Consider the following 22373-nt stretch of genomic DNA (forward strand, 5'->3'; position numbering starts at 1 on the left):
CTCCCTCTTAAGAACTCTCAGGCCAGTTTCAGGTGCCGGATGCCCTTGAGCTCGGCCTCTTCCAGCGCTTCCTCGTACCCCGCATCGGCATAACGCATCACACCCAGCGAGGTGTCGTTGGTCAGCGCGTTCTTGAGGCGCAGGTCAGCCTCCGGCGTACCGTCGGCCACCAGCGTCACGCCGCTGGAGGTCATGTAACCGGCATAACCGCCGCCGCCGGAATGGATGACGACAAGGTCAGCCATCGAGGAACAGAGCGTCATGGCGTTGAGGAGCGGCCAGTCGGCAATCGCGTCGGAGCCGTCCTTCATGTTCTCGGTCATGATGTTCGGATGCGCCATCGCTCCGGCGTCCAGATGGTCACGCGAGAAGGCGACCGGGCCCTTGAGCTCGCCCGAGGCCACCATGCGGTTGACCGCCCGGGCCACTTCGGTGCGCACGCCATGGCCCAGCCAGGCAATACGCGCCGGCAGCCCTTCGAACGGCACATTCTCGCGGGCAAGGCGGATCCAGTTGGTGACGATGCGGTTATCCGGATAGTCCCGCAGCACCAGATCGTCGATCTTGCGGATATCCTCCGGATCACCCGACAGAGCCATCCAGCGGAAGGGGCCGATGGCGCGGCTGAAGAGCGGGCGCAGCCAGGCTTCGGTGAAGATCGGGATATCGAAGGCGTTTTCCACGCCGCCATCACGGGCATGGGTGCGGATGAGATTGCCATTGTCGAAGACGACGGCGCCCTTCTGCTGGAACTCCAGCATCGCCCGCACCTGGGTGACGATGGATTTGCGGCTCTCCGCCATCAGGCGCGCCGTGTCAGACGTGCGCATGGCGCGCACTTCTTCCAGCGTGAAACCGGCCGGCACATAGCCGTAGACAAGATCATGCGCGGCGGTCTGGTCGGTCACGATATCGGGCACGATGCCGCGCCGGGCGATCTCGGGATAAATGTCGGCGGCATTGCCCACCAGCGCGATGGAGGCGGGTTTGCGCGCTTTTACCGCCGCGTCGATCATGGCAAGCGCGCTGTCGAGGTCCGGCGCCACGGTGTCGATATAGCCGATGGCCTTGCGCTTTGCGACACGCTCCGGATCGATATCGACGCCCAGGATCGCGGCATTGGCCATGCGGCCCGCCAGCGGCTGGGAGCCGCCCATACCGCCAAGTCCGGCGGTCAGGATGAAGCGGCCATGCAGGTCGCCGTCAAAATGCTTCTCGGCGATGCGGGAGAAGATCTCGTAGGTGCCCTGGATGACGCCCTGGCTGCCGATATACTGCCAGGCGCCCGCCGTCAGGCCGCCCCAGCAGATGAGGCCCTTTTCCTGCAGGTCGTAGAAATACTCGGCCTTGGCCCACTGCCCCACGATGTTGCAGTTGGCCATGATGACCAGCGGCGCGGCCGCATGGGTCTTCAAAACGCCGATAGGCTTGCCGGACTGGATGATGAGCGTCTCATCCTCTTCCATCGTCTTCAGCGTCTCGACGATGGCGTCATGTGCTGCCCAGCTCCGCGCCGCCTTGCCAAGCGCGGCATAGACGATGAGCTGGTCGGGGTTCTCGCCGACGCTCAGCACATTTTCCATCAGGCGCAGCAGGGCTTCCTGCCGCCAGCCCTTGCAGCGAAGGGTGGGGCCGCCGGGCACGGGGAAACGCGGGTTCATCTTGTTGTCTCCTCCTTGGTGCCGGATCAGCGGCCAGCAAGCGCGTAGCGCGCCAGCTCAATGCCCATGGCCTTTTCCACCGGCGGATAGACGCTGGGGTCCAGCACGCTGGCGGAAAGCGGGATGATGCTCATCGGTACATGCAGCACATGGATGCGCATGCCGACATGCAGCTGGCCGACGCTGAGCGGCTCGCCCTCCGGGCTCAGCGTGGTGATCACGTCGGGAAAGGTAGCGATGCGGGCGCCGCCGGCATCATCCACCGCCATATATTCGTTCATCACATGCAGCGTGCTGGCCTTGTCGCCGCGCCCGAGCGTGACGGTGCCGATATCGAAGGCCTCTTTCGTGTAGACCACGTCCTTGGCCGTAATCTCGCCTTCCACAAGGATGGAGCCGCCCGTCGTCTTGCAGATGGCATCGATGATGGCGCTGCCGCCTTTCGCTTCTGCCGCGATGATGGCCTCTCCCAGCGCCAGCGCCATGGAGATGCCGCCAAGCGCGGCGTGGCTCTTAACATAGGAAGCGCGCACCGGGTTGCGGCAGGAGGCAATGAAGCCTCCCGACATGTCGGAGGCGGTGCGCAGGATCGGGGAGACCTTGGCGGTGGCGCCACGCGTCACCAGCTCGATATAGCGCCCTTCCTCCCGGTTGCCGCCCACGGCGGTCTGGATCATCGGCTCGGGCGAGGCGGCAAGGCCGATGGAGCCCATATCTCCGGTCGGATGGGCGCGGATATCGCCCACCGCATCCACCACCTTGGTGCCGAGAATGGCAGAGGGCAGCCAGCCATTGAGTGTGGAAGATTTGCCGTTCTGCCCGACCATGAGGCCGGAGAGTTTTTCGCCCAGTTCTTTTTCCAGAAGGCGCACGGCGTTGACGTAATCGACGCCCTGCATCTCCCACTTCGTGGTCCCGGCGGGGGCGCCGATGGCGGCAGCGGTAGCGACCCAGTCATTGGCATCCAGCTCGTCCACCGAAACAAGCTCCGGCTTGCCGGCGCGCACCGCAGCGGTACCCAGCATGCGGCCATGGTCAGCCCAGCCGCCGCCGCCGGCAGCGTAGACAGAACCTCCCTTGACCGCTGCCTCGACGTCCTTCTCCGTCAGGATGCGTCCCATCGTCGTCCCCGTTTTCTCTCATGCGATAAGGGGCCGCCTTGCCGTCAGGGCAGGGCGGCGTCGATACGTTTGACTGTTTCCAGCAGCACGGCGGCGCCCATCGCCACCTCGTGCGGCTCGGTCCATTCCTCCGCGCAGTGGCTGCGCCCGCCAAGGCAGGGGATGAAGATCATCGCTGCCGGTGCCACGCGGGCGAACCACGCCATGTCATGCCCGGCGCCCGACGCCATGCGGCGGTGGCCGGCACCCAGCAGGTCGCAGGCGCCTTCCAGCTGCTTCATCAGTGCTTCGGTGCTGGGGGTCGGCGGGTTGTCGGAAACCCGGCGCGGCGGCGCGATGGTCACGCCGTGGCGTCCGGCGGTTTCTTCCACCAGTTCGGCCAGGCGCACCGCAAAGGCTTCCATATCGGGGCGCAGTTCGGCGCGGGTGTCGATCAGCAGACGGGCCCGGCTCGGCACCACATTGGCGGCATTGGGCTCGATATCGAACTCGCCCACCGTGGCGGCGAAATGCCCCGGCCCCTTTGCGCGCTCCACCGCATCGGCGCGGATGGCCAGCACCAGTTCGCTGGCGGCAACCAGTGCATCGAGGCGATTGGTCATCAAGGTGGTGCCGGCATGGTCCGGCCGGCCCTCGACGATGATCTCGAAGCGGGTGATGCCGGAGATGGCGGTAACGACGCCGATATCGAGCTTGCTGCTTTCCAGCACCGTGCCCTGCTCGATATGGAGTTCCAGATAGGCGGCAATGTCGCTGCGCTTGGCTTCGGCCAGCCGGTCGGGATGGCCGCCCATACGGCGGATGCCGTCGACCAGCTTCTCGCCCTCGGAATTCTCGCGGGCCAGCATCACCTCATCCAGCGTGCCGGAGATGCCGCGGCTGCCGACGCAGGAAAGGCCATAGGGGCTCACTTCCTCGGCAAGGCAGTCGATCACCTCAAGGTCATGCTCCAGCGTCACGCCGGCTTCCATCAGGGCGCGGGCCACTTCCAGCCCGGCCAGCACGCCGGCGGGGCCGTCGAAGCGGCCACCATCCGGCACGGTGTCGGTATGGGAGCCGAGCACGATGGCGCCGGCACCGGGGCGCGAACCCTTGCGGCGGCCGATCAGGTTGCCGGCGGTATCCAGCCTCACTTCAAGGCCGGCATCCTGCATGTGGGAGACCAGCCAGTCGCGCCCTTCCAGAAAACGCGGGGAAAAGGCGCGCCGGGTCCATTTCCGGTCCGGCTCGGTAATCTCGGCCAGCGCCATCAGATCGTCCCACAGCCGCTGCTGGTTGACCGGCAGGTTGCTGCGGGATTTTTCGGAAGCGGGAACGGGGGTGGTCATCAAATCTCTCCGGCCAGGATGCGGGTGGCGGGCGGGCGCACGAAGCGCCCGGTGCCCGGTTCGGCCAGCACGGATGTGCCATCGAAGGCAAGTTGTCCGCGCAGCCAGGTGGCGCTGACCTTATAGGGCAGCTCCATCCCCTCATAGGGGCTCCAGCCAACCACATTGTGGCCGCTGGCCGCAGGGTCGTAGCGATAAGGTTCTGGCGTCAGCACGGTAATGTCGGCGTCACGGCCCACGGTAAGGGCGCCCTTGCTGTTATCGATGCGGAAATGCCGGGCCGGATTTTCCGCCATCAGCCGTGCCGCCCAATGGAGCGGCACGCCGCGCTTCAGCGCTCCGGCCACAAACAGCGGCACCATCACCTCCAGCCCCGGCACGCCGGAGGAGTTGGTGAGCATGTCGGCCTTCGTCTTGCGGTCTTCCGACCAGCTGACATGGTCGGTGGAAACCAGCGTCACATTGCCGGCAGCCACATGGCGCCACAGCTTCTCCACCTCGGCGCGCGGGCGGATCGGCGGGTTGATCTTGGCCTTGCCGCCAAGGCGGCTCACATCATTCTCTTCATCCAGCACCAGATAGTGGATGCAGGCCTCGATGGTCGCCTCATATCCTTGCGCCCGGTAACCGGCCGCGATGTCGTAACCGCGGCCCAGCGAGCAGTGCACCACATGGGCCGGGCAGCCGGTCAGCGCCCCGGTCTCATAGATGTCGTGCATGGCGAGCAGTTCGGTGATCGGCGGGCGCGACATGCCATGGGCGCGCCAGTCGGTAATGCCGGCGGCCTTGACCCGCGCCATGAAGGCATCGACCGCCTCGTGGTTCTCGTTATGCACACCGGCGGCAAGGCCGGTCGGGGCGATGGCGCTGAAGCAGTCGTAAAGGAGCTGCGGCGGGATGCGGGGGAAGCGCTTTGCATCGGTGCCGAAGGTGGAGAACTTGAAGGCGGCAACACCTGCGGCCACCTGCTCGGTTATGCGGGCCGGGCCTTCCTCCGGGTTCACGGTGCCATAGAGCGCCACATCCACGCGGGCGGTCGCCTCGGCATGGGCGGCCTTCTGCTTCACCGCCCCGGCGGAGCAGACGAGGTTGCCCTCGTCATACGGCATGTCGACGATGGTGGTGACGCCGCCGGCGGCTGCCGAGCGGGTGGACCAGATAAAATCTTCCTGGTTCTTCTGCGAGAGCGAATGCACCTGCGCGTCGATGGCGCCCGGCAGGATCAGGGCCTTGCCCAGCAGGTGGCGCTCGCGCGCAGCCGGCGGCTCTCCCATGCCCACGGCCGCCACCTTGCCATCCCGTACCGCCACGAAGCCGGCTTCCAGCACCCGGTCAGGCAGCACGACGGTGCCGGCGAGAACGAGGTCGAAATCGCTCATATCTTGTCTCCCGTACGGGCAAGCCCGCTCCGGCGGGCAGCGTTTCGTACGACCGCGCCGAGCGCGTCGTAGATCAGGATAGCCATCAGGGCGACGACGATGCCGCCCTGGAGGATGAAGGCGTCATTGCTGGAAAGAAGCCCCGCCACGATCACCTCGCCCAGCCCCTTGGCGGCGACGGTTGATCCCAGCGTGGCGGTGCCGACATTGACGATGGTGGAGATGCGCACACCTTCAAGGATGACCGGCAGGGCGAGTGGTAGCTCGACACCGAACAGGCGCTGGCGCGCATTCATGCCCATGCCGCGCGCGGCCTCCACCACCGGGGCCGGTACCTCGCTGAGGCCGGCGAGCGCGTTTTCGAAGATCGGCAGCAGCCCGTAGAGGAAAAGGGCGATCAGCGTCGGTTTGAGGCCGAAGCCCACGCTCGGCACGGCAAGCGCCAGCACCGCCACCGGCGGCACCGTCTGGCCGATATTGGCAAGGCTGCGCGAGAAAGGCAGGAACTCGCGGCCCGCCGGCCGGGTCACGAAAATCGCCATGCCGACAGCGACGATTGTCGCCAGCACGGCAGCCAGCAGCACGATGCCCAGATGCGCCATCGCCAGCTGCCAGAAGGGCGTGCGGTCATAGATGGCCGGCGCGCCGTTCTGCGTCAGTGGCTCGAACAGCGGCTGGAACAGATGCGGGTCGACCAGAAAGGCCGCCAGTACCAGAACCACCGCAAGGCGCAGGAGAGTAACGGTCATAACGGGCATCCCGCCTCGGCCAGCACGCGGGAAAGCCGCACGATGCCAAGGTCAATGCCGTCGGCGCCCACTACCGGCGCGGCATCCCGCCGGGTCCAGATCAGCTGGGAGAGGGCATCGCGCAGGTTGGTGGTGGCCGTAATCGGCGTGCCCTCCGCCGTGCCCGGCTCGGCCAGGTCGGCCACATAGGCGAGGGAGAGCAGGCGGAAGGGGCGCTCGCCATTGGCAATCAGCTGCTCGACGAAACCGGCAGCCGGGGCGCCTAGTATGGCTTCCGGACGGTCATATTGCAGCAGCTTGCCGCCATCCATCACCGCAATGCGGTCGGCCAGCATGACCGCCTCTTCCATGTCATGCGTCACCAGCACGATGGTGGTGCCGAAGCGCTCATGGATCGCCAGCAGGTCTTCCTGCGCCTTGGCGCGGATAACGGGGTCGAGCGCGCCGAAGGGCTCATCCATCAGCAGCACTTCCGGCTCGGCGGCAAGGCCGCGCGCCACGCCCACACGCTGCTGCTGCCCGCCCGAAAGCTCATGCGGAAACTTGCCGGCATAAAGCGCCGGGTCGAGCTGGAAGAGGGTGAGGAGTTCGCTGACACGCCTGTCGATGCGGGCCTTGTCCCAGCCGAGGAGGTGCGGCACGGCGGCGATGTTGCGGGCAACCGTCCAGTGCGGGAAAAGCCCGTGGCCCTGGATCACGTAACCGATGCGCCGGCGCAGGATGTCCGGCTGCAAGGTCTTTGTATCCACCCCGTCGATGCGGATGGCGCCGCCCGTTGGCTCGATCAGCCGGTTGATCATCCGCAGCGTGGTGGATTTGCCGGAGCCGGAGGTGCCGACGATGACGGTGATGGTGCCGCGCTCGATGGTCATGGACACATCGTCGACAGCCAGCTGGTCGCCAAAACGGCGGGAAAGACGGTCGATCTCGATCATGACTTCCGGCCTTTCATAAGCTCGATACCGGCGTCGAAGAGAATGGCGGCGGCAAAGGCCAGCGCCACGGTCGGCAGGGCGCCCAGCAGCACCAGATCGGTTGCCGTCTGCCCCAGCCCCTGAAAGACGAAGACGCCGAAGCCGCCGCCGCCGATAAGGGCGGCAATCGTCACCATGCCGATATTCTGCACCGTGACGATGCGCAGGCCGGCGAGGATGACCGGCAGGGCCAGTGGCAGTTCCACCTGCATCAGGCGCTGGGCGCTGGTCATGCCCATGCCGCGCGCTGCCATCACCGCCTCGGGCGGCACCTGCCGCATGCCGACGGCGGCATTGGCGACGATGGGCAGCAAGGAATAGAGAAAGAGCGCCACCATGGCCGGCGCCGTGCCGATGCCGCGGATGCCAAGGTCCTTCGCCAGCGCCACATGGGCGGCGAGATAGCCCAGCGGCCCCATCAGCAGGCCGAAGAGGGCGATGCTGGGCACGGTCTGGATGATGTTGAGCACCGGCAATGTCACCGAGCCTAGCTTCTCGATGCGGGCGCAGGCGATGCCAAGCGGGATGCCGATGACGGCGGCCGCCACCACGCTGGCGCCGGCAAGGGCCAGATGTTGCCCCGCTTCGCTCCAGAAGCTGCCGGCACGGTTGGCATATTCCTTCATCAGGGAAAGGCCGTCCCAGACGCCGAAATGCAAGAGGGCGCCGAAGAGGGCGAAGGCGGCAATCAGGGCGCCGACGCGCAGGGCCGGGCCGGGGGAAAGCCGCACCAGCGCATCGCCGGCACCCAGAAGGCCGGCAAAACAGCCGATCCAGAAACCGGCCCCCGGGGCGATGCGGGCATAGCGGTTGCCTTCCGGCGTCAGGAAACTTGCGCTTTGCCCCATCACCAGCACCAGCACGACCAGCAGCACCAGTGCCGCCGCCAGCCGCCACCCCGCCCGGCTGCGGGCGGTGAAGACGGCGCAGAAGAGCATCAGTGCCAGGATCAGGGCCGCGACCCCGCCCATCGGCAGGGCGGAGAGCAGCAGGTGATCGACGCCGGAGGCGATGCGGGTCGGGCGGAAGGTTGCCAGCGGGGTAAGTGACAGCCCGGCGAGCGCCAGCAGGGCGATGGCACTGCCCAGCCGGTCCATTCCGGGTGCGGTTCTGAAAATCGGCGAGGCCATCGCGTGTTCCCGGGATCAGGGGGCCCCGGCGCCGCTTCTGTCAGGCGGTGCCGGGGCTGATGCGGGGCGGGCGGCTTACTTGAGGAAGCCGTGCGAGGTCAGATAGTCCTTGGCAACGGCGGCGGCGGGTTCGCCCCCCACCTGGATGCGGCCGTTCAGCTCCTGCAGGGTTACGAGATCAAAGCTCTCGAACACCGGCGCCAGCATGTCGGCGATCTGCGGGTACTGCTTCAGCACCTCTTCGCGGATGATCGGGGTCGGCAGGTAAACCGGCTGCACGCCCTTGTCGTCATCCAGCACGGTAAGGCCCGAGGGGGCGATGCCGCCATCGGTGCCATAGACCATGGCGGCGTTGGTGCCTTCATTCTGCTCGGCAGCGGCCTTGATGGTCGCTGCGGTATCGCCGCCGGAGAAGGTCAGCAGCTGATCGGAAGAAAGCTGGAAGCCATAGGTCTTCTGGAAGGCGGGCAGGGCGCTTGCCGAATTCACGAACTCGGCGGACGCTGCGAGCTTCACCTTGCCGCCGCCGGAAACCCACTTGCCGAAATCGCTCATGGTCTTGAGGCCGTCGGCCTTGGCAACCTCGCTGCGTACGGCAATCGCCCAGGTGTTGTTGGCCGGGGCCGGCGTCAGCCAGACGATCTTGGCGCCGTCATAATCCAGCTTCTTGGCTTCTTCGTAGCCCTTGACGGCGTTGTTCCACACCGGCTCATCGGCCTTGTTGTAGAAGAAGGCGGCGTTGCCGGTGTACTCGGGATAGATATCGATTTCGCCAGCGGTGATCGCCTTGCGCACCACGGGGGTGCCGCCCAGCTGGATGCGGTCCTGTGTCTTGATGCCGCCCTGCTCGAGCACGAGCTTGATGACATTGCCGAGCAGGCTGCCTTCGGTATCGATCTTGGAGGAAACCACCACATCGGCGGCGGCGGGGCCCGCGGCGAGCGCGGCGGCGGTGGCAAAAGCCAGGGCCAGTTTACCCAGGGTCATGATTATCTCTCCTGCTGTTCGTTGGTGGCCTGCGGTTTTTGTCGGGTGCAAGCCTTATGTGTTGATTGGATTTGCAGATTTCTACTGCGCTGCCAGTTCAAGCGGCGGTACGGCGGCAAGGCCGAGCGCCTGGTCCAGCAGCGGCAGGGCAGTTGCGGCGAGCAGCGGGCCGGTGCCGGCCTGATTGCTGAAATCGACCGCCAGCGCCTCCAGTTCGGAGGAGAGCGAGCGGTCTTCGGTGGTCTGCGCCGCGATGAGCCGCACGCGCGCCCGCACAAGGCCCGCGGCGCCCTGTGGCACGGCCCCGCGCAGGTCCAGCGCCTGGGCGGCAAACAGGCCTTCCAGCGCCATCATCATGGTGAGTGCCTGCGTCTGGGTTTCCAGCCGTTCCGCCAGCAGCGGAGCGAGCGAGCCCTCATCCTCGATACCGTCGGAAACGGTGATGGCGAGCGCCGAGACCGGCATCGTTTCCGCCATCACGCGGGCATAACAGTCACCGGCCAGCTTCAGCAGCGGGCCGAAGCCGGTGGCGCCGGAGGTCGGGTCGACCAGATTCATCGGCAAGCCGGCATGGCGGCCGTTGGCCAGCAGCACGAGGCGCGAAAGCGAGTTGCGCGCCACATGGGCAATCGCGGCGGCGGCCGATTGCAGCACCAGCGCCACATCCAGCGGCAGCGAGCCGCCATGGGTATAAAGCGCGCCATCCAGCACGGCGGGATTATCGTCGCAGCGTGCCGTTGCCCGCTCCAGCGTGCGAAGGCCGCTTGCCAGCACTTCCAGCACCGAGCCGAACACCTGCGCCAGCATGCGGAAGCTGAGGGGATCCTGAACACGCGTTGCCTGCGGCCAGCCGCCGGAATTGTACGCGGCGACCAGTGCGGCCCCCACCTCTGCCTCGGCCGGCGATCCCATGATGGCGGCCTGCCAGGGGGCGGGGGAACAGCCATGGCCGGCGGCAGTGGCTGCCGCGGTCGTCAGCATGGCGCGCACCTGCAAGGCAGCGCCGGAAAGCGCCTTGATGCCCGAGGCCAGCGCCGTTGCATTGCTGCTAAGGCTCACCATGGCGTCCTTGGGCTTCATGTCGAGCGCCGTCAGCCCGGCCCGCTCCAGCGCCTCGGCGGCGCTCATGCGCTCTTCGCCGTAAAAGGCCTCGCCCTCGCCGGCGAGCACCGAGCCGATCTGGGCCATGAGGCCGATATCGGCGCAGCCGATGGAGCCCATCGAGCGCACTACGGGCACCACGGGGCTTGCCAGCATGGCGATGCAGGCGGCAACGAACTCCGGGCTGCAGCCGGCATGGCCGGTAAGTGCGGTGTTGGTGCGGATGGCAAGGGCCATGCGCACCACCAGCGGCGGCAGCGCCGGCCCGGCGCCGAAATGGTGGGCGCGCTTCAGCGCGCGGCTGAAGGCACCGAACGTGTCCTCGGCGACAATGCGCTCCTTGAGCGCGCCGACACCGGTGGTGATGCCATAGGCGATATCGCCATGCTCCACCGCCGCATCCACCACCTTGCGCGCTTCCGCCACCCGTTCCATCGCCACCGGGCAGGCCGCCACCGCACGGGCCCCGCGCCCGATATCGAGCAGCAGGGGCAGGGGGATGGGGGCGCCGTCGAGCAAATGGATGGGGAGCGTCATGACCGTCTTTGGGGGAAGGAGGGGCTGTCGCGAACCTGTCATTCAAGACCCTAGAACAAGCTGCCTCCTGCAAACATATCCCATATCTTGAACAGCTGATGCGAATTGCCGTAACCTGCCTGCCGATTGGGCAGCCGGACCATCCGGCGGGCAACGGGAAAGGTACCGGCTTCTGGACAGCGCAACGCTCATCATTGCCCTTGCCGCCCTGGAGGCGGGGGCCGTACGCCCCGCCGCACGCCAGCTTGAGCGTGCACCCTCCAGCGTTGCGGCTGCGCTCGACCGGCTGGAGCAACAGCTTGCGGTACCGCTGCTGCACCGGGCCGGCGGGGGGCTGGCCCTCAGCGTCAGTGCCGAGGCACTGCTGCCGCGCCTGCGCCAGCTTTGCGACGGGCTTGCGCCTCTTGCCGGCCTTGGCCAAAGCAGGGCGGCCGAAGACAGTCTTGCGGCGCAGCGCTGGCTGGCCGCCAACCCGGTGCGGCTGCGGGCCCTGCGGCGCTTCGCCCGGGTGGTGCGTACCGGCTCCATCCGCCGCGCGGCGCGCGATATCGGCATCGGCCAGCCCCAGCTCACCCGGCAGATGCGGGATCTTGAACAGGCGCTCGGCTGCGTCCTCATGGAGCGGGGCGCCGCCGGCATCGAGCCGACACCGGAAGGGCGGCTGCTCTACGACATTGCAGTAGAGAGTGAGCGGCTATGGGGCGATCTCACAGCAACCTCCGCCCGCCGCTTCGTGCGCGAACTCAAGACCGTTCGGCTCGGCTCCATCATTCCGCTGGCCCATGAAGGGCGGCTGGCCCGGCTGCTTGCCACGCTCGTCTCCCACTGGGCGCCGCGCGACGAGCACCGGCTTTTCCTCTCCAGCTCCACGGCGGACGACCTGCTGGCCGGGCTCAAGGCCGGGCGCTTCGACGCTGTGCTGGTGGATGTCGACATGCTGCCCGACAGTTTCGAACACAAGGACATCATGACCTCCGAGCTGGCGCTGGTCGGGGCGCCCGACAGCAGCGTCGATGGCGCAGAGGAGGGCGGCGACGGGCCGCCGCCCCTCGAAAGCTGGCTCAAGGAGCGGCGCTTTGCCCTGCCAAGCGACCGCACCGGCCTGCGCCACCGGATCCGCGCCCTGATGGAAGCCGGCGGGCTCGATGGCCGCAGGCTGGACGACGCGCTGGAGATCGACAGCGTCGCCGTCATCCTGCGCCTTGTCATCGAACACGGCTTTGCATCAGTCCTGCCACTCGATGCCGTGCGGGCACTCTCCACGCCCCTGCTGCTGCGCCCGCTCGGGCCCGGCAGCCATATCTCCTACCGGCTTGTCTGGCTGCCCACCCACGCCTCGCGCCTTGCCGCCAGCGCCATCGAGGCGGCTTTCCTGCGGCTGTCGGCGCCCGGCCCCGTCTAGAATGTCTGGGGTCCCAAAACAAAAGCCCCGCTTCCGGTGCCGGAAGCAGGGCTTTTGTCATTCTGGCTGTGAGGCTCTGGCCTCAGCCCTTCTGCTGGAACTCGATATTGATTTCCAGCATCGAGGTGGCGGCGGAGCTTTCCAGCTGCACGTTGATCTGCTCGTCGCTGATCTCGACATATTTGGCGACGACCTGGAGGATGTCGCGCTTGAGATCAGGCAGAAAGTCCGGGCCGCCGCCGCGCGAGCGCTCATGCGCCAGCACGATCTGCAGCCGCTCCTTGGCAATGGAAGCGCTCTGCGGTTCTTTCTTGCGGAAGAGAACGTCAAAAATGCTCATCAGCCACCTCCAAAGAGCCGGCTCAGCAGGCCCTTGCGTTCGGCCTTGAGGAAGCGCAGCTCGCGCTCTTCACCAAGGAAGCGGGCAACCGCGTCCTGATAGGCCTGACCGGCGATGGATTCCGGCGCCAGCACCACCGGCTGGCCGAGGTTGGAGGCGGTCAGCACCGTCTCCGATTCCGGAATGACGCCGATCATCTTGACGGCGAGGATCTCCTGCACGTCCTGCAGCGTCAGCATCTCGCCGCGCTCCACGCGGCCCGCATCGTAGCGGGTCACCAGCAGATGTTCCTTGATCGGCGCATCGCCCCGTTCGGCGCGGCGCGATTTGGACTGCATGATGCCGAGGATACGGTCGCTGTCGCGCACGGAAGAAACTTCCGGGTTCGTCACCACCACCGCGGCGTCGGCATAATAGAGCGCAGCCAGTGCGCCATGCTCGATACCGGCGGGGCTGTCGCAGACGATGTAGTCGAACTCCTGCTTGAGTTCGTCGATCACCCGGCCGACGCCCTCGAGGTTGAGCGCGTCCTTGTCCTTGGTCTGCGAGGTCGGAAGGATGAAGAGCCCGTCGACCCGCTTGTCCTTGATCAGCGCCTGCTTGATCGAGGCGTCGCCATTGATGACGTTGATCAGGTCATAAACCACCCGCCGCTCGCACCCCATGATGAGGTCGAGATTGCGCAGGCCGACATCGAAATCGATGACAACGGTTTTGTAGCCCCGAAGGGCAAGTCCGGTTGCGAAGGACGCGCTGGAAGTGGTTTTTCCCACGCCGCCCTTGCCGGAGGTAACGGTAACGACCGTAGCCAAGAGCGTCTCCACTCTTTCAGATGATAAAGGGTTTGGGCTCTAGCCCCGCTGCCCGGATCCCCGGCTGCCCAAGGCCCCCCGGCCAAGTGGCATAAACCGTCATGAACCCCGGATATAGGGCTCTTATTTGTCGAATAGACTAAATCTTGTCGATAATCAACCGCTCACCCTCAAGATGGATCTGCACCATCTGCTGCTGGTAAGCGCCGTCGATCTGGTCGGCGGTGATGTAGTTTCCGGCAACGCTGACCAGTTCGGCCTCAAGGCTGCGGCAGAAGATGCGTGCCGCGCCGTCGCCCATGGCGCCGGCAAGCGCACGTCCGCGCAGCGTGCCATAAACATGAATGTTGCCGTCGGCGATCACCTCGGCCCCGGCACCGACGGAAGAGAGCACCACAAGGTCGGCGCCCTGGGCGTAGACCTGTGTGCCGCCGCGCACCGGGGTGGAGACGATCTTGGTCCGGGTCGCCGCGCGCTGGCCGCTGGCGCTTTCCACCGGTTTGCGGTTGCTCTGCGCCGCACCGACGCTCGGCATGTTCTGGCCGCGGAAAAGCTGCTGCTGTTCGGGCGTGCCGCCCACGGTGCCGATGGGGAAGAGCTTGTAGTGCCGGAGGATCCCGACCAGATGCGTTACCTGCGAGCCGGAGCGCAGCGTCGTTGCCTCATCGATATCCAGCACCACACCCTGGCCGACAAAGAATTGCGGGTTGGTGCCGATATGCTGCTCGAGATAGCCGGGCAGGCTCTCCTGGAAATCGTACGGCACCTTGAGGGTCAGCAGCGTAAACAGCGATCCTTGCAAGGACGGAGGGGACTGGCTCATGGGCGGTCGGTGCCATCATTTCTTGGCAAGCATGGGGCGCACGAACCGGCCTTGCCGCTTGCGGGTTGGTCGGGGCTGGAATAACCAGCCCCGCCGCGCTTGGCAAGGATATCTCCCGTCAGAAAACCGGCCACACTGCCGCAAGGCGCCGGGCCTTGCGGAGCGGGGGAGATGAAGAGCGGATCAGGGGCGGGGCCCCGGGGAAGTTCTGCCGCCCCGGGATAACGCGCCGGTGCCTGATGCTCAGGCCGTCTTGCTTTCGCCCGGCTTGGCAGCCACGAGCTTGGCGGTTGCCGGCTTGCGCGCGGCGGGCTTGGCCGCTTTCGGCGTCTTGGGGGTGGAAGTGCCTTCCGCCACCAGCTTGCCGTTCGGGGCCTTCGGTGCGGCCACCTTGGCTGCCTTCGGCGCCTTTGCGGCAGCCGGGGCCTTGGCCTTCGGAGCAGCCTTGGCTGCCTTTGCCGGGGCGGCCACCGGCACGGCGGCTGTGGTCTTCATTTCCTTCTCTGCCGCCAGCCAGAATTCCTGTTCGCGGCCGTGCGGCCTGCCGGCCTCGACCCACAGGTAATAGGCACGCTCCTTGATATTTTGCTCCGGCATCAACAGGGCCTCCTGACGGCGTGAAATGAGCTTGTCGAAAGGTGTTTAATCTCGGGCGGGCGCCGGTTGCCTTGCCTCGTTCCGCGAGAGCCCGGAGCTGCCTTGCCTGAAACGCGGCGGCAGGCAGGGAAGTTCACCGGGAAGTTCAGCTGTCGGCCGGACGATTTGGCCGGCAACAGCGGGCGGCACAGGGCGGGGCACCGGGCAGGTAAGCTACTGACTTACGGTAACCCTTTGGCGCTCTCAGGCAAAGACGCGTTTGTGCAGTGCAGCACCCGAAGCCCCAGAAAAATGCATCCTGCCGTATGTTGGTGCCGGATCGGGCAAGATTGCCGCAGCCTTGGGTCGCTACGGGCGATCGGTCTGACAGGGGGGGGCTGACAATCATGTCCTCTTCCCAACGCCTGTCTCCGGGCGACTGGAGTCGCAGTTGCGACGCGCGGGGCGAGGCCTCCTGCGGAGCCCGGACCTAGCCCTTCGGCGCAGGGCAGGGGGCAGGTCTCCACATCCCCCCGCATAGGGTCGTTAGTAACAAAGTTGCCATATGTGTGATCTTTTTAACACTTCGACCCTGTTTTGCTTTAACATAATGAAGCGGGGGTTGGTTTTTCGATAAAGCGTCCCTACCTTGATAATTGTGGACGTGACGTTTCCGTTCACGCTTCGCCGGTGTGATCCAGCGCCTCTGCTCATCTTGGTCGGCAGGTGGCGCCACAGGCGGCGAGATCATCTTATTTGCCTCCCTGTTCGACTTGCCGCTCGGCCCCGCCGGGCGGCTTTCTTTTTGTTTGTGCCTGCCAGCCCGGCCTGCGGCGAAAGTACCGGCCAATGGCTCCCCTGGGCGCTGTAACAAAATTCTAATATGCCGCACCCTTCTGTGGCTTGACGCACGGGCGGCGAGCGGCATAGGCTGCAACCTCGCGAAAGCGCGAGTTGAACAGGGCTGGCAAAAAATAAAGGGGGGCGCCGAAAAGGCAGCCCCCCAATTTGTTTTGGCGGGGACTGCACCGGCGTCGATGGCGACCAGTCTTGCGCCTCTTGCCAGCGGCTGACTGTAGACTGCTTCACGCTCGCCGCATCGCCTTCACATCCGGGCATCGCCACGGGCGCCGGCTTGCCGCTAAAGTCTGCTCACCGGCTTTCCAGCCTTCCTCCAGCGTGTTCGCAAGCGGTCTTTCCGGCTCCGGCCGGTCGCCGCGTCCGGCACTTTTTCTGCCTTTCCGGCTGGTCCGTTACCGCCGGGTTGAGAGAAAATTTACTATATTTCAAACGCTTGAGGCGTTTCTGACCGTCCGTTGTGAGAGTTGCCTGTCCATGAGCAATGTCGCCGCCCCCGCCGATAGCGCCCCTATCCATGCCGGCCGGATTCCGGGCTGGATCATCGTTCTGCTGGCCTTCGGCTGCGGCCTCTCCGCCGCCAATCTCTATTATGCCCAGCCGCTGGTCGGTCCCATTGCCGCGGCCGTCGGTCTTAGCCCCGGGGCAGCCGGGCTCATCGTCACCATGGCGCAGGTCGGCTATTGCGCCGGGCTGTTTTTCATCGTGCCGCTGGCCGATCTGGTGGAGAATCGCCGCCTCGTGATCTCGGCGCTGGCGGTTGCCATGCTGGGCCTGATCGGTGCCGGCACCGCCTTCAGTGCCCATCAATTGCTGACGGCATCGCTTTTCATCGGTCTCGGCTCGGTCTCCGCGCAAATTCTCGTGCCCTACGCCGCACACATGGCGAGCGATGAAAGCCGGGGCCGTGTGGTTGGCAAGGTGGTGAGCGGGCTCCTGCTCGGCATCATGCTGGCGCGCCCCGCGGCCAGCCTCGTTGCCAGCTTCTTCGGCTGGCACGCCATCTTCCTTCTCTCGGCGGTGCTGCTGCTGGCGCTGTGCCTCACCTTCATGGCGGTGCTGCCGCCGCGCCGACCGGCCGGTGGCGGGCATTACGGCCATCTGCTGCTCTCCATGGCGCGCCTGCTGCGCGATACCCCGGTTCTGCGCCGCCGTGCGGCCTACCAGGCCGTGCTCTTCGGCTCCTTCAGCCTGTTCTGGACGGCGGTGCCGCTGGAAATGGCGGTGCATTACGGCATTTCCCAGCGCGGCATTGCGCTCTTTGCCCTTGCCGGTGTTGCCGGAGCGGTGGCGGCCCCCATTGCCGGCCACTGGGCCGATCGCGGGCGCTCGCGCCTCGGCACGCTGCTCGGTCTTGCCGTCACCGTGCTCGGCTTTGCCCTGCCTTTCCTGCCGGCGGGCCTTACCGGCGAGCCGTCCTGGCTGTCGCTCGGCCTGCTGCTGGCCTCGGCGCTGCTCATCGATATGGGTGTTTCCGGCAATCTGGTCTTTGGCCAGCGCGCCATCTTTTCTCTCGGTGCGGAACTGCGCGGGCGCCTTAACGGGCTCTTCCTCGCCATGTTTTTCGTCGGCGGGGCCACCGGCTCCGCCGTCGGGGCCTGGGCCTTTGCGGCAGGGGGCTGGCATCTGGCCGCCCTCATCGGGCTTGGCGCCACCGCGGCCGCGCTCCTCTATTCCTTCACCGAACGGGCGGCAACGCACAGCGTCTGAGTGGCGTTAACTTTGGAAGGAAGCGGTTACCCGAACCGGGGCCGGCTTCACGAAATGTTACGATCCGGGGCTTGCCAGCCCGGCAAAGCTACTAGCTTAATTCAGGGATGGTGAGCCTTCCGGCGGCTTGCCTCCGGTCATCGTGCCGGACAGCGCCGCCGGGTTCATCTGCTCCGGATCCAACGGTACGGGGAAGGCGAAGCGTGGCGAGTGCTGAGACGGCTCATTTTCTGCGCACTTATGACGAGGCGTTCGACCTGCTCGTCGAGGCGCGTAACTATATGGCGCATCACCGCAGCTTTCCGGGCTCCTCCGGCAGCAGCTATCCCCTCGCTCCGGCATCGTCCCGCCCGCATCTGGTCGCCAGCGACGGGGCGCGACCCGCAGCCCCGGCGTCGGAAGAATCCGGCCGCCGCCTGCGCACCAGTTGCGAGAGCATGCGAATCACCTGCCGGCTGACGCAGGTGATGGCCTGGCTTCTGGCCCAGCGCGCCGTTTTTGCCGGCGAGATCGAGTTCGATCTGGAAGTGGCCGAGTTCTATGCCCTCGGCGCCGAGGGTGTCTGCCTCGAAAACGCACTTGAAGAGCTGGAGGATATGCCGGGCGGCCTGCGCAGCCTGCTGGAGCGCTCCTACCAGCTTTATGTGCGAATCAAGCGGCTCGACGAGATGAGCCGCCGGCATCTGGCGTCCGGCGCTGCCGTTGGCCAAACGCAAACAGGGCGCCCCGTGGGGCACCCTGTCTGAAACCACAAGCCTCAAGGGCAGGGCGGCTGGCGCCGCCGCAAGCCTTACTTGATGCCGAAGTTCGCGAAACGCTTGTTGAACTTGGCCACCTGGCCGCCTTCCTTGAGGTTGGCGTTGGTGCTGCCGGTCCAGGCGGGATGAGACTTCGGGTCGATGTCCAGACGCAGCGTGTCGCCAGCGGCGCCGTAGGTGCTGCGGGTCTTGAACTGCGTGCCGTCGGTCATGACCACGGTGATCTCGTGGTAGTCCGGGTGAATGTCAGCCTTCATGGTCGACCGCTCCTTGATTGGCAGGCATTTACCGGCTTGTAATCCGGGCCACCCGCCTCAAATACAATCAGCCACCTTCCGCATCCCGTTCTGGGACCGTCCCGGTGGCACCTTGCGATTATCGGGATCTCACTAAGCCGCGAGAGTGCGGCCTTATACCCAAAGCGACAGGCCAGTGCAAGCACCCGCTCCAAATTCCGGCAAATCGGTTTCTTCCGCCTCTCCCGCCCCCCGGGCCGGTCTCGCCGGCTCCGCGCCGGTGCTGGCAGCGCTGTGGCCTTTTCTGCGGCCTTACTGGCGGCGTCTGGCGCTTGCCGGCGTGGCGCTGGTCATCGCCTCCGGCACCTTGCTGGCCTTCGGCAGCGGTCTGAAGCTGCTGGTCGATCGCGGTTTTGCCGGTGGAAATCCCGCCCTGCTCGATCAGGCGCTCATCGTCATGCTCGCCGTGGTGGCCCTTTTGGCCCTCTCCACCTTCACCCGATTCTTCATGGTCTCCTGGGTGGGAGAGCGGGTGGTGGCCGATCTCAGGCGCGCCGTCTTCGCCCGTCTTGTAAGCCTTGATCCCGGATTTTACGAGACCTCTCGCACCGGCGATGCGCTTTCCCGCCTCACTTCCGATACCGCCGTGATGCAAACGGCCGTCGGCTCCACCATCTCCATTGCCCTGCGCAACATGCTGACGGCTGCCGGCGGCATCGTCATGCTGATGATCACCAGCCCCAAGCTCACCGGCCTTGTATTGCTGGTGGTGCCGGTGGTGCTGATTCCCATCCTCACCCTTGGCCGCCGCGTGCGCCGCCTGTCGCGCAGCTCACAGGATCTGATTGCCGATATGAGCGCGCGGGCCGGGGAGGTGATGGAGGCGATCCGCACCGTGCAGGCTTTCACCCGCGAGGATTATGAGGAGGGGCGCTTTGGCGGCGCCTCGGAAGCCGCCTTTTCCGGTGCCATCAGCCGGATCGGCATGCGCGCCCTGCTGGGCGCCGTGGTCGTGCTGCTGGTCTTTACCGGTATCGGCATCGTGCTCTGGGCCGGCGGGCATGACGTGCTGGCCGGCCGCATGAGCGCGGGCCAGCTTTCTGCCTTCGTCTTCTATGCCGTTGCGGTTGCCGGCTCTGCCGCCGCCCTGTCCGAAGTGGTGGGCGAGTTGCAACGCGCTGCCGGTGCCGCCGAGCGTCTTGTCGAGATTCTCGGTTTCCGCTCTGCCCTTGTAGAGCCGGAAGCCCCGCTTGCCCTGCCCGAACCGCCCCGGGGGGAAGTGACCTTCCGCGCCGTCAGCTTCCGCTACCCTTCGCGGCCGGAGACGAGCGCGCTCGACGGGGTGGACCTTACGGTTGCCCCCGGAGAGACGGTTGCCGTCGTCGGCCCGTCCGGCGCCGGCAAGACCACGCTCTTCCAGCTGCTGCTGCGTTTCTACGATCCGCAGCAGGGGGAAGTGCTGATTGATGGCGTAGAGGCGCGGCAGGCCCTGCCGCAGGACTGGCGCCGCCGTATCGGCCTTGTGCCGCAAGACCCGTTCATCTTCTCCGCCAGTGTTGCCGACAATATTCGCTATGGCCGGCCGGGGGCGGACGATGCGGCCCTGCGGGAAGCCGCCCGCGCTGCCCATGCGCTGGATTTCATCGAAGCGATGCCGGAGGGTTTTGCCAGCCAGCTGGGCGAGCGCGGCGTGCGGCTTTCCGGCGGGCAGCGCCAGCGCATCGCTATTGCTCGCGCTATCCTGCGCGATCCCGCCATCCTGCTGCTGGATGAGGCGACGAGCGCGCTCGACGCCCAGTCCGAGCGATATGTGCAGGACGCGCTGAACAGCCTGATGCAGGGTCGCACCACCCTTGTCATCGCCCACCGGCTTGCCACCGTGCAGTCCGCCGACCGTATCGTGGTGATGGACAAGGGCCGCATCGTCGAGAGCGGCACCCATGACAGCCTGATGGCCGAGAGCCGGCTTTATGCCGAGCTTGCCCGGCTGCAATTCGCCGCCTGAGCCTCAGGAAAAGCAAAAGGCGGGGCCTGACCGGCCCCGCCTTTTTTGTGCCCGCTGTGTCAGGGGGCCGTCGTGCGGGTCCAGTCCTGCGACTTGCACAGAAAGAGGATGCAGCCCTTTACCTTCAGCACGTCGCCCTCAAGCGCGGCCTTGGAGGCGTAGGTGCCGCCGTCGCGCGGATTATAGATCTTGCCGTCCTCCCAGCCGCCATCGGCGTTGGGTTTCAGCTCGCTGATCATCTGCATGCCGAGGATCGGCCGGCTCTGCAGCTCTTCCTTCTTGTTGTTGATGTCGACCTTGGGGTTGCCCTTGTCGTCGAGCGGGTTCTTCAGCCAGCTGATATGACCGCAATAGGCACTGCCGCACGGTTCGATGGTGATCTTGCTGTCCTGCTCCGGCGTCATCCAGGTGCCGACAATGGCATCGGCAGCCGCTGCCTTAGCCGCCGGGGCAAGGCCAGCCGCCAGTGCCGCGAGCGCAAGGCCGCCGAGGGTGGCGGCAAGTTTGTGGGACATCGGGTTTCCTCCACTGCGTTTTCTGTTTTATTTCATTAGAAATCTAATGAAATCGGCAGCGAAATCCAGCCCCGCCTGAAAATTGTCGCTCAGCGCTGGTCGAGTTTCATCTCGATGCGGCGATTACGCTTACGCGCATCCGGCGTGCCAGCGGCATCAAGCGGCTGATATTCGGCAAAACCCGCCGCTGCCAGCCGCTGCGCCGGCACTCCCTGCGAGACGAGGAACTTCAGCACCGCGATGGCACGCGCCGACGACAGTTCCCAGTTGGAGGGGAATTGCGGCGTGCTGATCGGCACATCGTCGGTATGTCCGTCGATGCGCAGCACCCAGTCCAGATCGTCCGGAATGTCCTTCGAGATGCTGAGCAGGGTCTGGGCGAACTTGGCGAGCTGCTGCTTGCCGGGATCGCCGATATCGGCCGAGCCGGAGGCAAAAAGAACTTCGGACTGGAAGACGAAGCGGTCGCCCACGATGCGCACATCGTCGCGGCTGCCCAGCACCTCGCGCAGCCGGCCGAAGAAGTCGGAGCGGTAGCGCTGCAGCTCCTGCACCTTGGTGGCGAGCGCGGCATTGAGGCGGCCTTGCAGATCGAGGATCTGCACATTCTTGGCCTTGTTCTCGGCATCGATGGCATCGAGCGCGTTGTTGAGCGCGGCCACCTGCTTGTTGAGTTCGGCAATCTGGGCGGAAAGCTGGTCAACCTTGGCCTGGCTTTCGGCGCTCAGCGCCTTCTCCTGGTCCAGATCGGCGCTCAGCACCTGGATGCGCTGGTCCTTGTCGTCGATCTCGCTCTGCTTGAGCATGGTCTTTTCATTCTGGTCGGCGAGTTCCGCCTCCAGCTTCTTCGACCGGTCGCGCAGGTCGCCCAGTTCCGACAGTAGCTTGGCGCCATCAGCCTTGGCGCCTTCCAGCTGGGTGGAGAGCGCAGCCACCTGCGCCTCCAGCTTGTCGCGCACTTCCTGCAAGGTCTTGATGTCGGCCTGGAGGCTGGCGAGCTGCAAGCCCTGGCGGCTCGAACTGTCGCGCGCCTCGTCGCGCTCGGTCTGCATCTGGCCGAGCGTCGCCTTCAGCGTGTCCTGCGTGCTGAGCGCACTTTGCAGCTGGTCGGAGAGGCTGGTGATGTTGAGGCGCAGGTTGGAATTGTCGTCCTTCTCCAGCGCCAGCAGATCCGAAAGCTCAGCCACCTGACGCGAGAGCTTGTCCACCTGCTGATCGCGGCCGGTCAGGGCGGAGGAGAGGTAGTACTGCCCGATCATGAAGACCAGCAGCACGAAGATGATGACCATCACCAGCGAGGAAAGTGCATCCACCCAGCCCGGCCAGACATCGATACTGCTCTGCCTGCCCGAAAAGCGGCCGCCGCGCATG

Annotated in this window: 20 protein-coding genes and 1 pseudogene; 5 read left to right on the top strand and 16 right to left on the bottom strand. The window is 65.9% G+C overall.

Annotated elements, in window-relative coordinates; translation table 11 throughout:
- Nucleotides 1–17: 17 nt before the first annotated feature.
- The 9 genes from ertB to QTL98_RS05055 form a co-directional block, all read right to left on the bottom strand.
- Nucleotides 18–1661 carry a thiourocanate hydratase gene (gene ertB / locus QTL98_RS05015; RefSeq protein ID WP_445681128.1) on the bottom strand — a complete coding sequence of 548 codons (1644 nt, stop codon included), beginning with the start codon at nt 1659–1661 and terminating at the stop codon, nt 18–20.
- Between the two features lie 26 nt (nt 1662–1687).
- A complete protein-coding gene (gene ertC, locus QTL98_RS05020) occupies nt 1688–2782 on the bottom strand; it encodes a thiohydantoin desulfurase (RefSeq protein ID WP_445681129.1) in 1095 nt (364 codons plus the stop codon).
- A gap of 44 nt (nt 2783–2826) precedes the next feature.
- The gene (locus tag QTL98_RS05025; RefSeq protein WP_445681130.1) at nt 2827–4110 is read right to left on the bottom strand and encodes a Zn-dependent hydrolase; all 1284 of its coding nucleotides are present in this window, start codon (nt 4108–4110) and stop codon (nt 2827–2829) included.
- The gene (gene ertD / locus QTL98_RS05030; RefSeq protein ID WP_445681131.1) at nt 4110–5489 is read right to left on the bottom strand and encodes a hydantoin-5-propionate amidohydrolase; all 1380 of its coding nucleotides are present in this window, start codon (nt 5487–5489) and stop codon (nt 4110–4112) included. Before ertD ends, QTL98_RS05025 begins: the two co-directional genes overlap by 1 nt.
- A complete protein-coding gene (locus tag QTL98_RS05035) occupies nt 5486–6247 on the bottom strand; it encodes an ABC transporter permease (RefSeq protein ID WP_445681132.1) in 762 nt (253 codons plus the stop codon). The genes ertD and QTL98_RS05035 overlap by 4 nt, the downstream gene beginning before the upstream one ends.
- Nucleotides 6235–7173, bottom strand: a complete 939-nt coding sequence (locus QTL98_RS05040; protein ID WP_445681133.1) for an ABC transporter ATP-binding protein — start codon at nt 7171–7173, stop codon at nt 6235–6237. Before QTL98_RS05040 ends, QTL98_RS05035 begins: the two co-directional genes overlap by 13 nt.
- Complete coding sequence (locus tag QTL98_RS05045; RefSeq protein ID WP_445681134.1) at nt 7170–8342, bottom strand: ABC transporter permease; 1173 nt, start codon at nt 8340–8342, stop codon at nt 7170–7172. The genes QTL98_RS05040 and QTL98_RS05045 overlap by 4 nt, the downstream gene beginning before the upstream one ends.
- A 75-nt stretch (nt 8343–8417) precedes the next feature.
- Nucleotides 8418–9329 carry a glycine betaine ABC transporter substrate-binding protein OsmF gene (osmF, locus tag QTL98_RS05050; protein ID WP_445681135.1) on the bottom strand — a complete coding sequence of 304 codons (912 nt, stop codon included), beginning with the start codon at nt 9327–9329 and terminating at the stop codon, nt 8418–8420.
- Nucleotides 9330–9410: 81 nt separating this feature from the next.
- Nucleotides 9411–10967: an aromatic amino acid lyase gene (locus QTL98_RS05055; protein ID WP_445681136.1), complete on the bottom strand. Its 1557-nt coding sequence runs from the start codon at nt 10965–10967 to the stop codon at nt 9411–9413.
- Between the two features lie 208 nt (nt 10968–11175).
- Between QTL98_RS05055 and QTL98_RS05060 the strand changes: the two are divergent.
- Together QTL98_RS05060 and QTL98_RS05065 are read left to right on the top strand one after the other, a co-directional pair.
- Nucleotides 11176–11256, top strand: a pseudogene (locus tag QTL98_RS05060) (hypothetical protein); the annotation flags it as partial.
- A 186-nt stretch (nt 11257–11442) separates the two neighbouring features.
- The gene (locus tag QTL98_RS05065; protein ID WP_445681137.1) at nt 11443–12369 is read left to right on the top strand and encodes a LysR family transcriptional regulator; all 927 of its coding nucleotides are present in this window, start codon (nt 11443–11445) and stop codon (nt 12367–12369) included.
- Nucleotides 12370–12451: 82 nt separating this feature from the next.
- On the opposite strand, the gene minE is transcribed toward QTL98_RS05065, so the two are convergent.
- The 4 genes from minE to QTL98_RS05085 all read right to left on the bottom strand — a co-directional run bounded on the left by minE (nt 12452) and on the right by QTL98_RS05085 (nt 14941).
- Nucleotides 12452–12709 carry a cell division topological specificity factor MinE gene (minE, locus tag QTL98_RS05070; protein ID WP_445681138.1) on the bottom strand — a complete coding sequence of 86 codons (258 nt, stop codon included), beginning with the start codon at nt 12707–12709 and terminating at the stop codon, nt 12452–12454.
- The gene (minD, locus tag QTL98_RS05075; protein ID WP_445681139.1) at nt 12709–13521 is read right to left on the bottom strand and encodes a septum site-determining protein MinD; all 813 of its coding nucleotides are present in this window, start codon (nt 13519–13521) and stop codon (nt 12709–12711) included. The genes minE and minD overlap by 1 nt, the downstream gene beginning before the upstream one ends.
- Before the next feature lie 139 nt (nt 13522–13660).
- On the bottom strand, nt 13661–14344 hold the full coding sequence (gene minC / locus QTL98_RS05080) for a septum site-determining protein MinC (RefSeq protein ID WP_445681140.1): 684 nt from the start codon (nt 14342–14344) through the stop codon (nt 13661–13663).
- 243 nt (nt 14345–14587) lie between these two features.
- The gene (locus QTL98_RS05085; protein ID WP_445681141.1) at nt 14588–14941 is read right to left on the bottom strand and encodes a DUF2934 domain-containing protein; all 354 of its coding nucleotides are present in this window, start codon (nt 14939–14941) and stop codon (nt 14588–14590) included.
- A 1314-nt stretch (nt 14942–16255) separates the two neighbouring features.
- On the opposite strand from QTL98_RS05085, the gene QTL98_RS05090 reads away from it, so the two are divergent.
- Together QTL98_RS05090 and QTL98_RS05095 are read left to right on the top strand one after the other, a co-directional pair.
- Nucleotides 16256–17488: an MFS transporter gene (locus QTL98_RS05090; RefSeq protein ID WP_445681142.1), complete on the top strand. Its 1233-nt coding sequence runs from the start codon at nt 16256–16258 to the stop codon at nt 17486–17488.
- Between the two features lie 203 nt (nt 17489–17691).
- Complete coding sequence (locus QTL98_RS05095) at nt 17692–18234, top strand: DUF1465 family protein (protein ID WP_445681143.1); 543 nt, start codon at nt 17692–17694, stop codon at nt 18232–18234.
- A gap of 44 nt (nt 18235–18278) precedes the next feature.
- Here QTL98_RS05095 and rpmE read toward each other — a convergent pair whose 3' ends face one another.
- On the bottom strand, nt 18279–18503 hold the full coding sequence (rpmE, locus tag QTL98_RS05100; RefSeq protein ID WP_445681144.1) for a 50S ribosomal protein L31: 225 nt from the start codon (nt 18501–18503) through the stop codon (nt 18279–18281).
- Between the two features lie 175 nt (nt 18504–18678).
- Between rpmE and QTL98_RS05105 the strand changes: the two genes are divergently transcribed.
- Nucleotides 18679–20487, top strand: a complete 1809-nt coding sequence (locus tag QTL98_RS05105; protein WP_445681145.1) for an ABC transporter transmembrane domain-containing protein — start codon at nt 18679–18681, stop codon at nt 20485–20487.
- Between the two features lie 59 nt (nt 20488–20546).
- Here QTL98_RS05105 and QTL98_RS05110 read toward each other — a convergent pair whose 3' ends face one another.
- On the bottom strand, nt 20547–21002 hold the full coding sequence (locus tag QTL98_RS05110; protein WP_445681146.1) for a DUF2147 domain-containing protein: 456 nt from the start codon (nt 21000–21002) through the stop codon (nt 20547–20549).
- A gap of 89 nt (nt 21003–21091) precedes the next feature.
- Nucleotides 21092–22372 (bottom strand): peptidoglycan -binding protein, encoded by a 1281-nt coding sequence (locus QTL98_RS05115; protein ID WP_445681147.1) that lies wholly within the window; start codon nt 22370–22372, stop codon nt 21092–21094.
- Between the last annotated feature and the right edge of the window lies 1 nt (nt 22373).

Origin of the sequence: Radicibacter daui (assembly GCA_030657355.1) — a bacterium.
GTDB classification, from domain to species: domain Bacteria; phylum Pseudomonadota; class Alphaproteobacteria; order Radicibacterales; family Radicibacteraceae; genus Radicibacter; species Radicibacter daui.